We start from the raw sequence: 13,292 nt of genomic DNA on the forward strand, positions 1-13,292 counted from the left end.
GCATAAAACATCATTGGGCATGGCTTGTCACGGACGACCGTTGGCGGAAACAAACCGGTTTCAACTGGATAAACGAAATGGGCGTCGCCCATTTGTCGCAGCGTGGTAAATTTATGGCCATCTTCAACATTCAGAAGCGAGAAATTGAGTGTAAAATTGTCTATTACGGCCCCGGCAGGTGTGGAAAGACAACCAATCTTGAATATGTTTTCAAAGCCTTTAAAAGGCAAGTCACCGGTGAAATGGTTTCCGTAGATACGGAAGGTGACAGCACGCTCTTTTTTGATTTTCTCCCCATGGGACTCGGGAAGATTAATGGATGCGATGTCCGGGTTCAAATCTTCACTGTTCCGGGACAGCAGAAGTACAGCTCAACCCGAAAGCTCGTGCTTAAAGGTTTGGACGGCGTTGTGTTTGTTGCCGATTCCCTGGCGGTCCGCCGGGAAAAAAACCTGATCTCTTTGAAAGACCTCCAGCAGAATTTAAAAGAGTATGGGCAGAGCATCACCCGCATCCCCCTGGTGCTTCAATACAACAAACGTGATCTTGCCGATGAGGGGGTCCCCATCATGTCGGTGGAACAGATGGAAAGAGATCTCAACCGGCAACTTAAGGTGACCAGTTTTGAGGCCAGCGCCACAAAAGGCACGGGTGTCGGAAAAACATTGCAGGAATGCTTAAAACTGACCCTGATCTCCCTGCATAAAGAGCTGCAGTGGTCAAAATAAGGAGAGTCGGTCGGGCGCCGATCGAGTGCGAGCCGGTCTGATTGATCATGTGTTGACGTGAATTGATTGAAACCGCACTCATGGTGCGGTTTCTTTGTCAGGGAACCGATGAAGGGATATGACGGAGCAAGATGAGCACACAACCTGTACTGACAGGCAATTTAAATTTTATTGATCTTGCGGACTTGCTGCAGCTCCTCAATGCCGACGGTAAAACCGGGGTGGTGACGCTTACCAGCCGGTATGTCGAAAAACCCGGCATTATTCATGTGTTGGATGGCAACCCCATTCATGCGTTCTGTGACGAGAAAAAAGGAGAAGAGGCCCTGTACGCCATGTTTGGATGGGGAGAAGGAAACTTCGAGTTCACGCTTGATGATTTTTCCCATGACCGTGTGATCATGAAAACGGCCATGGCCGTTATTCTTGATGCTCTCAAGCTGGTGGATGAAGGCGAAATCCAGAAAATAGGCCCGGTTCAGCACACCGGGGACAAGATGCGCGATGAAAGCGGACGGATTCATTTGCCGGTGGTTCGCGGGCCTGCCTTTTCAGACTACATGTATCTTGCAGATGAAGAGTCGTTCCGGGCCGGAGAGCGTATTATTGAACAGGGCCGCCATGGGAATTGGCTTTGGGTGGTCCTTGAGGGCGTCGTAAAGATTGTCAAAAACACCCCGAAAGGGGATGTGGTGATTTCTCGCGTGGGCAGTGGGGCCTTTGTTGGAAGCCTCTCCTCCATGACCCGACCGGATCACCCTCGGTCGGCCTCGGCCATGGCCGAGGGTGATGTGCTGTTGGGCGTCATCGACACGCGCCAGCTGATGTCTGAACTTGCCGGCCTCTCCGAAGAGTTTCTAAATTTAATCCGGGGCATCGAAAATCGCCTGTCCATGATATCTGATCGGGCGGTGGAGTTAAAACACAGTGAAACGATCCCATCGAATCTGCCTCTGGATATCAAGCCTGTGATTCATCAGGGAGATCACGTCACCAAATTATTTTTCGTTGAAACAGGCCATGCGTATCTTGTTCAAAAAATCAACGGCCAGAAAATTTTTCTGGGCACCTTGGAACCTGGAGATTTTATAGGGCGGCTGCCCATATTCAAGCATAAACATGAACCCGATATGGCGTCGATTTTCGCTTCTCCCGACTTGAAGCTCAGTATTCAGGACTCCGATGCCCTGATGGCTGAGTATGAAAAAGCACCCAACCTGATAAAAAATATCATCGAATTTACCTCGATTTGCGTTTCTGTCATCACCGATCTCGCCTCTAGAAACATTTTGTAGGTGAGGTCCGATTTAAAATATGTCGACACTGTGTTGATGCAGGTCCGGAACTGCCGGCCTGGTCCTGCGTAACAAAAAGATCCGGCATCAAGAGTCAGGATGGCCCCATGGAAAAAAGAAAATTCATACGGTTCAACTCTACCAATCTCCTTTCCTACACCTGTATGAACGCTGAAAATGTCGTGGTCCAACAGGGCATGGGAAAAACGCTCGATGTCAGCGAGGGGGGGATTCTTCTTGAAACGCATGTTCCCATTGCTCCCGAACACCATGTTCAGCTGGATATTGGCTTCAAGGATGAGGTGGCGGAAATTTCCGGACACGTGGCCTACAGTCGAAAAGGTGAAAATGGCCGATCCGAATCGGGCATCCAGTTTGGCGACCTGAGCAAGGAAAGCCATCAAATTCTTCTTCGTTTTATTGAGAGCTTTAACCGATTGTAACTCGATACCCTCCGAAGAGGGGCGCCGCAACATGCTGCAAACAGACGGATTCTGGTTTACGGGCATCCAGATTACCCTTGTTTTTTATTCCATGGGTCACGGGGAAGGGCGCTGACGGCATCAAGCCGCAGCGTTTTTTTTATTCATCAGTGCTCGGGGGCAGAGGTCGGATCCTTTGGATTTACCTGTTATTGAATAAATGTTATACAATAGAAAGTTTAAATATGGGTCAAATACTGCCCGCTTGATGACGGCAGAACGGCCTTTTTAAACCTTAAGAAATGTTACTTAAAACTGTTTTTATCTTCTTTATGGAGTAAGGGTATGTACACCAGCAATCTTGAAGGCGTTCAACTGGTTCAGAAGGGAAAAGTTCGAGATATTTATGATCTTGGAGACTCTCTTCTTATGGTGGCAACGGACAGGCTTTCTGCCTTTGATGTGGTCATGCCGGATCCTATCCCACAAAAAGGGCGGGTTCTGACACAGATTTCACTGTATTGGTATGAGCAGATGCGCCCTTTGATCGACAACCATCTCATTACAGCAAATGTGGAAGAGTATCCAGACATTCTGAAGCCCCATGCCGAAGCCCTTCGAGGCCGAAGCATGATTGTTAAAAAAGCGGAACCCTTGATGGTGGAATGTGTGGTTCGGGGGTATATTTCCGGCTCAGGATGGAAATCGTATAAAAAAGACGGCACGGTTTGCGGTATCGCTCTTCCGGCGGGATTGAAGGAGTCCGACCGGCTCCCAGAGCCTCTGTTTACCCCCTCGACGAAGGCAGCGGTCGGCGATCACGACATGAATATTTCTTTTGAAGAAGCCGCGAAGATCATCGGCTCAGAGATGGCCGAAAAGGTGAAGGAGATCAGCCTGGCCATCTACAACAAAGGGGTCGAGGTTGCGGCTGAAAGGGGGGTTATCATTGCCGATACCAAGTTTGAATTTGGTATGTGTGATGGCGAGTTAATCCTCATCGACGAGGTGCTGACGCCAGATTCTTCTCGCTTCTGGCCCAAAGCTACCTACAAGCCCGGAGGAGCCCAAGAGAGTTTTGACAAGCAGTTTGTCAGAGACTTCCTGGAATCGCTTCAGTGGGATAAAACCCCTCCAGGCCCTTCCATTCCCCAGGACGTTTTGGTCAGAACCTCTGAAAAATACTTGGAAGCTCTTGAGCTTTTCACGGGAAAAGCCTAATCTATTCAAGTTTCCAGGAGTAACTCGCAAGCCGATGTTGATAGGGTAAACTCGACATTGGATTTTTAAGCGAATTCAGTGATGACTCGTTTACGATTTTCATCAGCGTTCAATGAGCGTTTCGTGGGATTTGTTTTGACCTTATCCACCTGGACGGCATCAACGTTCATGCTCTGAGGGATGACGAGGGGTTGAAAAATTTTAAGCGGTCCGGGGGTTGATTCGCCTCCCTGGGCATTTCCTTAGAGTAGAACTTTAAAACGGATATAAAAAATAAATGAGTGACAACAGGTCTTTCATAGATCCGTTGTCATTGATTTGTTTTAAATTGATTAATCAATTTAAATGAGCTATAGGGGTATAGGATCTGCCTGTTATTACAATGGATCAATACTTTTCCCCTGACTTGTATAACTGGTTGATATCGACAGAAGAAATCTCTGCCTGTAGACATTCATGTAACACTGCCACCAGGCATGAAACCCATCAACTGACATGAAGTTAAGGACCTGCTAATATGGATTTTCCTTTTGATTTTAGCAAAAAACAGCTTGAATCTATTGAAGATGTTCTGAACGAAGAGCTCATTGAGCTTGGGGTACAGAGCGTGGTGCTCATTGATTTGGCAGGAAATGTTATCGTCAACCTGGACAACGGGCGTTGTCAGCACGATGTCTACTCTCTTGCGGCTCTTGCGGCAGCCAACTTTGGTGCGGTCAGTGCCATGGCCAACATTATTGGAGAAGAAGAATTTTCTCTTTTGTTCCACAAGGGGGAAAGTGACAGCATTCATTTCAGTAAAGTTGGAACCGACCTGCTTCTCCTTACCATTTTCGGAAAGGATGTTTCCCTGGGATTCCTTCGCTTAAAAGCTAATGAGGCAAACGACAGGATTCGGGATCTTCTTTAGAACATTAGAAGCGTCTCGAGCGCCGGCATTTTTCAGAACCCGTGCAATCATGCATTAGAGAGGTTAACGGTTTGGCACTGATAAATCCTAAAAAGCGAGAAGTCCAGGTTAAGATTGTTTATTATGGTCCGGGCAGGGGAGGCAAGACCACCAATCTGGAGTTCATCAACGAAAAATTCAGAAGCAGAATCAAAAGTGAGATGGTGACGGTTAAAACCTACAATGACCGAACCCTCTTCTTTGATTTTCTCCCTTTTGATATCGGTATGATTAAAGGGTATACGATTAAAGTACAATTTTATACCGTACCGGGGCAGGTAAAGTACAACGCGACTCGAAAGCTCGTGTTACGGGGAGTCGACGGCATTGTCTTCGTTGCAGATTCCATGACTCTGCGTCAAGAGATGAATATCCGTTCCCTGGAAAATTTGGCGGAGAACCTGGTCTCATTCAATAAAAATATTGAAACCATCCCCCTGGTCATGCAGTACAACAAACGTGATCTCGAAAAAGAGGGAATTCCTGTTCTGCCGGTGGAGATTATGGAAAAGGATCTTAACGCCGGACTCAAAGCACCCTACTACACAGCAAGTGCCGTGAGCGGTGACAATGTGGCCGTGACCATGAAACGGATCATTTCCATGACTGTGATGTCCATTCGCGAAAAACTTGAGCTCGGAGGGAGTGAGTAACGATGACGAATAACGGTTCATCCATAAATAAAGAGTTGGACAGCCGCCTGAACGAATTCTTTGATGATGACACATCCCATGAGCCCGCGAAACATGAAGATCCCCTTGAGAACCTCAAGGCGATTGTCCTTGAGATGGAGTGGGAACTCGGGGACAAGAGCCTCGACGCCTACCTTTCCGAGTTAAAAAAGCTCGGGGCACAGTGCCGACAAGACAAGGCTCTCTCTATTTATATCAAACTTCTGGACACCATTGGCCGCTACCTGAAGTCAAAAAAAGCGGCGGCCCATCCTGAGACTGTCTCCTTTTTAAAATCTCTTTTCGACAACTTTGAACGGGCCGTCAACTCCGGGATGGGGGAAGCGGAAAAGAACCATTCCGCCGCCGTTCATGTTCAAAAATTTAAGAAATTTAAAGTATCCATTTCCGAATATGCGCCGACAAAAGCATCGAAACCGGCAGCGCCAACCCAGCCATCCGGCCAGGGGGGGCTTTCCGATGAGGTAAAAACCTGCATTCGTCAGGTCGTTCGAGAAGAAATTGCACGGTTGATCAAACGGAAATAGGAGCAGAGTCATTTGTTATGGTTTTAAAAGGAAACATCGCGTCGTCTGTCTACAGGCGATCTGTAAGAGACGATCTGGGTGAGGTTTCGCTGGACAGCCGTATGCTCACCCTTTTGATGCAGCTAAATGGTGAAAAGAACACAGCTGCACTTGCCGGTGAGCTTGGCATGACCCTCTCCGACATACGAAAGGTACTGATCCGGTTGAATCATTTGGGGCTCGTCGAAGAGGTCGTCTCATCGGTGCCGTCTCTTTCGGCTGATTTTTATCCTTTTTTGATGGACCACCTCTCCCAGGCCATGGGGCCCATGGCGGAAATTCTCCTTGAGGATCTACTTCTTGAGATGAACCTTGAACGGGAGAGTATTCCTTTGACACGCGCGGCCGAGCTTGTGGATGCCCTGGCGCGTGAAATTCCTCGAATTGAAAAACGAGTGGAATTTCAGCAAGTCCTTCTGGAGAAGCTGAAAAATTTGTGATGGATGACTTGACAGGCCAGAGTATCCATTCGAATCGTGACAGTTTCCAACAAGAGTTCAACAGGCAAGGAGCAAGCAGGGTATGGTTGTGATATGTGAAGAGTGTGGGAAAATTTACCACCTGGATCCCGGCAAGTTAATGAGTCACATTAAGAATCCGGACGGCATTAAAATCAAGTGCAAGGTGTGTGAGCATATCATCTCCATTCGCCCACCGAGTGATGAGAACGAATCAGATGTCGGGTCTGGCCCCATTCAGTCCGTCCCCTTCAACGACGAGGTAGTGCCTGCCTTGGAGAAGGGGCCTGCCCCGCCCGAAGAGCCCCCCTTGAAGGTCGTGTCGAACAACCCCAAGCCGCCTCCTGAGCCAAAACCGATTGAGTCCCACAACGTGGCCCGAAAGAAAAAAACGTCATACAAAGGGTTTGGGCTTCGTACCAAGATGTTTTTTCTCTTCCTTGGGATTCCCATCCTTCTCTTTATCGGAACCAGTGCGTTCACGCAGTACCAGATGCTCACCCTCGCAAACAGTATTACAGGGGAAAGCACCGATGTGGTTCGCCAGATGGCCGAGGAAATTATTGTAAACAAAGCCAAGAGCGTGGCCTCCCAATGTTCCATCTTCCTTCGGAACAACCCGGATCTTAACAAAGACGATTTTTATTATGATTTTGACATGCGGGAAATTGCCATCCAAACCGTTGGCACCGAAGGGTTTACGGCCCTTGTAGAGATTCCCGCCCCGGATCAGGATGAAGAGACGGGGTACCGCATTTGGTGCCACCCCAACGAATCCTTCATCGGTTCGCCGCTCCTTTCCAGAATGAAAGAGGAGCTGGGACTCGGATACCGGAGTTTTGACAAAGTATTCAGAGCCATGAAAGGCGGACGGGGAATCAAGGGGTATTACAATACCGTCGATAAGGATGGGACCGAAAAAGAAAAATTTATGGCTGTAGAACCCATTGAGCAGACGCCCTATCTGATCTTGAGTACAGCATTTATCGAAGATTTTACAGGGCCCATTCAACTCATCGAAAAGCGTGCCACTCGGTTGACGAAGGCCACGCAGAAATTAACCCTCGTCTTTATCGCCGTGGTGATTCTCTTTATCGGCTTTTCCGTTATGATCTACGGGTACCGATTGACCTCCAATATTCAGATGCTGACCGATGCAGCAGACCGTATCAGTGTCGGAGAGTTGGATGTTGTGATCGATATTCGATCCCGAGATGAAATCGGAAGCCTTGCCGAAGCGGTCACGCGAATGCAGGATAGTTTACGATTTTCCATTGAACGGCTTCGGAAAAAACGGTAACTTTCAGCTTCACTGGATTGATCGGGAGCAGAGACCAGGCGGATAAAGGCGGTTTACCGATTCACCTGAAATGCTCCCGTTTTTTTTGATGGGTTGAGTTCCCCCACTTATTAGCTATAGCTGTTGTTGTGGCAGTAAAAATTGTGTGAAATCAGAGAGATATTATGATTGTCATTCCCAGAGAAACGCCGGTAGTCAGCAACCTTCACACCAGTTACATCAAAATCCGTCGGTTTGTCGATCATTTCCGTACCACCTTACCCTCGGGATGCATCTATATGCGTGCACCCGAGTCTGAAGGTGCCATCTTTTTTGATCACGGCATGTTGATCAACGCCCACGTTTGTGATCACGGGAAACCACTGAGTCGTCAGGTGGCTCTCACCGCTTTTCTTCAAACAGCCGATGCGGCCCGGCATATCGTTTCGGTTTATGAGATCCCCTCGGAAACAATCTGTTACTGGGCCAATCTCAATGAAGCGGCACTGATCCATAAGAATCTCACCTCATCGACGGTTGATTTGGAAGCCCTCATGAGGAAAATTATTCAGGATCGATTCACCGGACTGATTGAGGTCCTGAATCCTCAGGGACGAGCCGACCAGATTCATGTCATCATGGGGGAAATTACCGGTGCGGTGCTTGGAAAGACCAGTGGAATTCTTCGTGACCCGAATCAGGAGCTGGGTCAGATTATGGCCAACGCTAAAAACGGGCGCACCCGCATTGCTATCAAACGGGTGCAACTTGAAAACCACCGGCTGACCCATGAATCACTTCGAGACATGGAACCCTCTCCGGGAGAGGCGAAGATCCCACTGGAAAATCAGAACCCCATAGAGATGTTGGAAGTGCTTCTCGGCGTCATTGAACAGACCTATGGTGTCCTGAAAGTCCAAACCGACCCCTTTGACACGGTTTTGAAACGGAAATTTCTTGAGAAAGTTTCCCGCTATGAATTTTTGGACCCCTTTACTGAGGAGTTCAGCTATCAGGGGGGGACCATCACGTACACCGGTGCCGATGACATTCAACATCTTGTGACGGCCGTCACGGAGTGCCTTCGCGAATTGGCTTTGGAGCGTGCCCTTGGCATTGAGCTCCAAAGAAATCTGAAGAACTGGCGACAACAGTATCAACTGGAGATCGAATTATTCAAGGTTGTTATTTAGGACTTGTCTCAATTTAAGTGCCGGGTTTTCGATATTTTTTCACTTTTTCCTATGACACGGATGAAGGAACCACACAGGACGGTAACGCCATGGTCAGACAAATCCTCATCGTTGATGATAACCAGCCCTTCCTGAACCTTATTCATAAATTGTTTTCCAAGTTAAATGACCGCTATGGCATTACCACCTGTACCGATGGCGGTGAGGCGATAGAGATCCTCAAACAACGGCCCATCGCCCTCGTCGTGACGGATCTTCAAATGCCCCATGTGGATGGATACGCCCTGCTCGAAAAGATACGTCGTTTTTTCCCCGATATCCCTGCCATTGTTGCCACCAGCTTTGACAAACCCAAGACCCGTGAAGCCGTCATGCGCTATGGTGCCACCGCTTACTTTACGAAGCCGCTGGTGATTGAGGAACTGATACAAACCATTGATCAAGCGCTCAAGAAGCAGGTTGGGGGAGGCACATTGAAAAATGCCTCCCTTGAGATGTTTCTTCAACTCATCGAAATGGAAGCCAAGACCTGTACCATTCGCGTGATCAATGAAGCCACCGGCGCCCAGGGGGTGCTTTTTTTTCGGGATGGGTATATCCTCAACGCACGCTACGGATCGGTCACAGGAAATAAGGCGGCCTATCGTGTTCTTGCATGGGATCGAGTCACTCTGCTCATCGAAAATTCATGCATTCTCACCCGCAAGGGGATCCAGGGTGAACTGCAGGCTATTCTCTTGGATGCCATGCGCTTAAAAGACGAAATGATAAATAATCCTTCAGATATCCCTGGAACCTCGGGATCGGTCATTCCGCAAGAAAAAAAAGTGGCTGAGGTGCCTGATGATAAGGGTTTATCGGACGAACTCGAACGGCTTAAAGAGTTGATTAGTAAAGCCAGCGGCAATCCCAAAGCCGTGGATGATGCCGCGTGGGCTCCGGAATTGGCAGAAAAAATGGAGACACTGCAGATGTTCGGAAATATCATGGGGGCGGGGCCTTTAAAGGCTGTTTTCAGCGACAGGGAAACCGATCAACGCATGGTGGTGGTCAGTTCGGGTTCCCCGCTTCGTCTTGTCGTCGGGGCCAGGGTTCAGAAAGAATCATTAATTGAGGCTGTACTGAATCTGTAAATACGATTACAATATCAAGGTATTCAGGTAGATATGGCAAACCATTTTGACGATTTGTTCAGTATTGAAGGCGTGCAGGGGATATTTCACATCAGCGACGACGGAAAACCCCTTGTTGCGCAACTTCCTTCCTCCCATGGCGGCAGTGACAATGAATGCCAGGAGGCCAAAGCCTTTTTATCGGAAAAAATGCGATGGCGTGACATGGCCCCTCTTGTGGATGGCGCGATGGAGGGGGAAATACTGTTTGACGCACTTCGGATCTATTATCGCCGAACTGTCGACGGTATCCTTTATGTCCTCATGGCCCCCCAGTGTGTGGCGGCCATGGTTCGCATGACATGCGATCTTATTTCAACCGATATTGATAAAACCCGCAAGACCCGGGGATTCGGTCGATTCTTTAAAATATAGCACGCCCGAAAGGGGTGCCCATCAATGAGTGAGGACATGCTTTGGAAAAACAGTTGAAATCAAAAATTGATACCGCCAAAGCCTACAAAAAGCACGGACTTTATGGTGAATCAATCGCCGTTTATACTGCTATTTTAGATGCTTACAAAGGAGGGCTCGACGAAGACGTTCATGGATTCATTGAACTCGAGCTCAAAGAACTCCGGGTAAAAGCGGCAGAGTTGGATGACAACGATGAGATCATTGAGCTCAGTACCCAGGAACTAAATGCCATTAAAAATTCCTGGTCTGAAGACAACGCAGATGAAATTCTCGAAAGTTCGCATGCCTTCAAAGAGCTGGGCCTTCATCGAGAGGCGCTCAATGAGCTGTTGAAATTACTCAACACAACGTACTCCGTCTCCAAATTGGTACCGCAGCTCAATGCATGCCTGATGGAATTGCATTCGGCCTCAAAACTGAGAAAAAATGTGCTTAAACTCATCGAGCAGCATAACGTGACCCAAGAGGCCGCTGCCGATATCCTCTTCCGTTTCGGACTGGAGATGGAGAAGCTTGAAAAAAGCGATGAGGCCATAGAATTTTATGAGGATGTCTGTGAGTTAAATCCCACCTATACGGGTCTCGATGCCCAGATTCAAGGCATCAAGGGGTCCAGGTCTTACGAATCCCGCTACGGGTATCTCATCGATACCGATCAGATAAATACCACACAACTTCAAAATGCGTTGAATCTGGCCCGTAAGACAGGAAAAAGCTGTGAAGCCATCCTCTTGGAAGACATGTATGTCGACAAGGAAGAGCTGGGTAAATCACTCTCCTATTTTTATGAATGCCCGTTTGTAGAGTTCAGCAACACCATTCCCATTCCGGTGGAACTTCTGGGAAAGCTGAAAAAAAGTTTCCTGATTCAAAACAGTTGGGTGCCGCTCTCCTGGGATATGACCGAAGGGGTGGTGGAGGTCCTCATTGATGACCCGAAAAACCTCGAAAAGACCGATCATATTTATACCTTGCTCAATGCGAAACACATTCGGTACTCGATCGGGATACGGGAAGAGATCGTTGAACTGATCAAGTACTTTTATGACTCCGATCGTCAAATTGAGGAAGGGCCGGGGGAAGAAGAGGGCGGTGAATTCGACATGATGCTGGATGTCGAATTCGAAGAGGAGGTCGATGACAGGCTTGAGGACCAGGAGTTGGATATGGACCTCAACGAATCTTCAAGCCAAATTGTGAAAATGATCGACCAGATCATTATCACCGCCTATAGGAAAGGGGCTTCGGATATTCATGTCGAACCCTCTCCTCATTCCAAGAAAGTCCATATCAGATACCGCATTGACGGGGTCTGTCAAGACGTGCTCAAGGTGCCTATCTCCAATGCCATGGGGATGATCTCCCGCATAAAAATTATGAGTAACCTGGACATTGCCGAACGGCGACTTCCCCAGGATGGAAAGATTAAGTTCAAGAGAAAGGGCGTCAAGTCGTTTGAATTACGAGTCGCCACACTCCCCACGGCAGGGGGGTATGAAGATGCTGTTATGCGTATTCTGGCGGACTCCGGGGCCATGAAAATTGATCAAATGGGGCTGACCGAGAGAAACCTTGATGTTCTCAAAAAAATCATTGCCCAGCCTTACGGGTTGATCCTCTGCGTAGGCCCCACCGGTTCCGGGAAAACCACCACCCTTCATGCCGCCATGGGCCACATCAACAAGCCGGGAATAAAAATCTGGACGGCGGAAGACCCTGTGGAGATCACACAACCCGGGCTTCGCCAGGTCGAGTGCAAGTCCAAAATTGGCCTCGATTTTCCCCGGGTCATGCGTGCTTTCCTTCGTGCCGATCCCGATGTCATCATGATCGGTGAGATGCGCGACAACGAAACGGCCTCTATCGGCATTGAAGCCTCGTTAACCGGTCACCTTGTCCTTTCCACCTTGCACACCAACAGTGCCCCGGAAACGGTCACCCGCCTGTTCGATATGGGGCTAAACCCGCTGAACTTTTCCGATGCGTTTCAAGGCGTTCTTGCCCAGCGACTTGTGCGGCGACTTTGCACCAATTGCCGGGAGGAATACACGCCGGACCAAGAAGAATTTGATCGCATCAAAGAACTCTACGGCCCTGAGGCATTTAAACACTCAGGGATCGAATACTCCCCAGAGATGCGAATTTTCAAACCGGTGGGTTGTTCTGTCTGCTCCGGAACCGGCTACAAGGGCCGCCTGGCCATCCATGAATTGATGTACGGATCCAGCGAGGTGAAACAGATGATCAAACGAGCCGCATCGACCGACGAATTATTTCGAGCGGCGTCGGAAGAGGGGATGACGACCCTGATTCAGGACGGCATCATCAAGGCAATGGCCGGTCTCACCGATATCTCTGAGATCCGAAGGGTCTGTGCGAGTTGATTTGGTCAATTCTCCATATAAAGGCAAAGCAATGGCAGAAAAAATATTTCTTGGAAACAGCACCACGGCGACCTTTGTCTGTCCGAAATGCGAACGATCCAGAACATCGGATATCTCGAAGCTTCTGACCGCTAAGGCTCAGCTTAAAATCAAGTGTACCTGCAAATGCGGCCACACTTTTTCTGTGGTGATTGAACGGCGAAAGTATTATCGAAAAACCCTGGAGCTCCCTGGCGTGGTGTTCAGTTCTGAAACCGGTCGAAAATTTGTCATGACGGTCAATGATCTCTCCCGATCCGGGGCACGGATTAAAATCAATTCGTCCTTTCCCTTTTCCGTGGGTGACCTGATTCAGGTTGAGTTCAATCTTGATGACAAAGATCGTTCATTTATCCAGAAAAAATCGGAAGTTCGAAGCATCAATGGTCCATTTCTCGGCCTTGAATTTACTGAGATTGAAAAATACGATAAAATAGGCCAATATCTGATGTTTAACTGATTTTCCTCTGATAAAGG

The 13,292-nt window shown here is 48.4% G+C and carries 14 protein-coding genes; all 14 read left to right on the forward strand.

Translation table 11 applies throughout. The annotated features are described in order from the left end of the window. The first annotated feature begins 113 nt into the window (after positions 1 to 113). The 14 genes from Q1Q75_RS11425 (at position 114) to Q1Q75_RS11490 (ending at position 13,275) form a co-directional block, all read left to right on the forward strand. The gene (locus Q1Q75_RS11425; protein ID WP_300670551.1) at positions 114 to 728 is read left to right on the forward strand and encodes a GTPase domain-containing protein; all 615 of its coding nucleotides are present in this window, start codon (positions 114 to 116) and stop codon (positions 726 to 728) included. Between the two features lie 131 nt (positions 729 to 859). After that, positions 860 to 2,023: a cyclic nucleotide-binding domain-containing protein gene (locus tag Q1Q75_RS11430; protein ID WP_300670488.1), complete on the forward strand. Its 1,164-nt coding sequence runs from the start codon at positions 860 to 862 to the stop codon at positions 2,021 to 2,023. 107 nt (positions 2,024 to 2,130) lie between these two features. Continuing rightward, on the forward strand, positions 2,131 to 2,466 hold the full coding sequence (locus Q1Q75_RS11435) for a PilZ domain-containing protein (protein ID WP_300670490.1): 336 nt from the start codon (positions 2,131 to 2,133) through the stop codon (positions 2,464 to 2,466). Positions 2,467 to 2,790: 324 nt separating this feature from the next. Next, entirely contained in the window at positions 2,791 to 3,666 is an 876-nt protein-coding gene (locus Q1Q75_RS11440; protein WP_300670492.1) for a phosphoribosylaminoimidazolesuccinocarboxamide synthase, read from the forward strand. Positions 3,667 to 4,183: 517 nt separating this feature from the next. Further along, complete coding sequence (locus Q1Q75_RS11445) at positions 4,184 to 4,576, forward strand: roadblock/LC7 domain-containing protein (RefSeq protein WP_300670494.1); 393 nt, start codon at positions 4,184 to 4,186, stop codon at positions 4,574 to 4,576. 71 nt (positions 4,577 to 4,647) lie between these two features. Continuing rightward, a complete protein-coding gene (locus Q1Q75_RS11450; RefSeq protein ID WP_300670496.1) occupies positions 4,648 to 5,268 on the forward strand; it encodes a GTPase domain-containing protein in 621 nt (206 codons plus the stop codon). A 2-nt stretch (positions 5,269 to 5,270) separates the two neighbouring features. After that, a complete protein-coding gene (locus Q1Q75_RS11455) occupies positions 5,271 to 5,834 on the forward strand; it encodes a hypothetical protein (protein WP_300670498.1) in 564 nt (187 codons plus the stop codon). Between the two features lie 17 nt (positions 5,835 to 5,851). Continuing rightward, positions 5,852 to 6,313 carry a hypothetical protein gene (locus Q1Q75_RS11460; protein ID WP_300670500.1) on the forward strand — a complete coding sequence of 154 codons (462 nt, stop codon included), beginning with the start codon at positions 5,852 to 5,854 and terminating at the stop codon, positions 6,311 to 6,313. 82 nt (positions 6,314 to 6,395) lie between these two features. Further along, positions 6,396 to 7,631 (forward strand): HAMP domain-containing protein, encoded by a 1,236-nt coding sequence (locus tag Q1Q75_RS11465; protein ID WP_300670502.1) that lies wholly within the window; start codon positions 6,396 to 6,398, stop codon positions 7,629 to 7,631. Positions 7,632 to 7,795: 164 nt separating this feature from the next. Continuing rightward, positions 7,796 to 8,803, forward strand: a complete 1,008-nt coding sequence (locus Q1Q75_RS11470) for a hypothetical protein (RefSeq protein WP_300670504.1) — start codon at positions 7,796 to 7,798, stop codon at positions 8,801 to 8,803. An 89-nt stretch (positions 8,804 to 8,892) separates the two neighbouring features. Beyond that, complete coding sequence (locus Q1Q75_RS11475) at positions 8,893 to 9,936, forward strand: response regulator (protein ID WP_300670506.1); 1,044 nt, start codon at positions 8,893 to 8,895, stop codon at positions 9,934 to 9,936. A 33-nt stretch (positions 9,937 to 9,969) separates the two neighbouring features. Beyond that, the gene (locus Q1Q75_RS11480) at positions 9,970 to 10,350 is read left to right on the forward strand and encodes a hypothetical protein (protein ID WP_300670508.1); all 381 of its coding nucleotides are present in this window, start codon (positions 9,970 to 9,972) and stop codon (positions 10,348 to 10,350) included. Positions 10,351 to 10,403: 53 nt separating this feature from the next. Then, entirely contained in the window at positions 10,404 to 12,776 is a 2,373-nt protein-coding gene (locus Q1Q75_RS11485) for an ATPase, T2SS/T4P/T4SS family (RefSeq protein ID WP_300670510.1), read from the forward strand. Between the two features lie 31 nt (positions 12,777 to 12,807). Further along, on the forward strand, positions 12,808 to 13,275 hold the full coding sequence (locus Q1Q75_RS11490; RefSeq protein WP_300670512.1) for a PilZ domain-containing protein: 468 nt from the start codon (positions 12,808 to 12,810) through the stop codon (positions 13,273 to 13,275). Positions 13,276 to 13,292 lie beyond the last annotated feature (17 nt).

It is taken from the genome of Desulfoluna sp. (genome assembly GCF_030145185.1).
GTDB lineage: Bacteria > Desulfobacterota > Desulfobacteria > Desulfobacterales > Desulfolunaceae > Desulfoluna.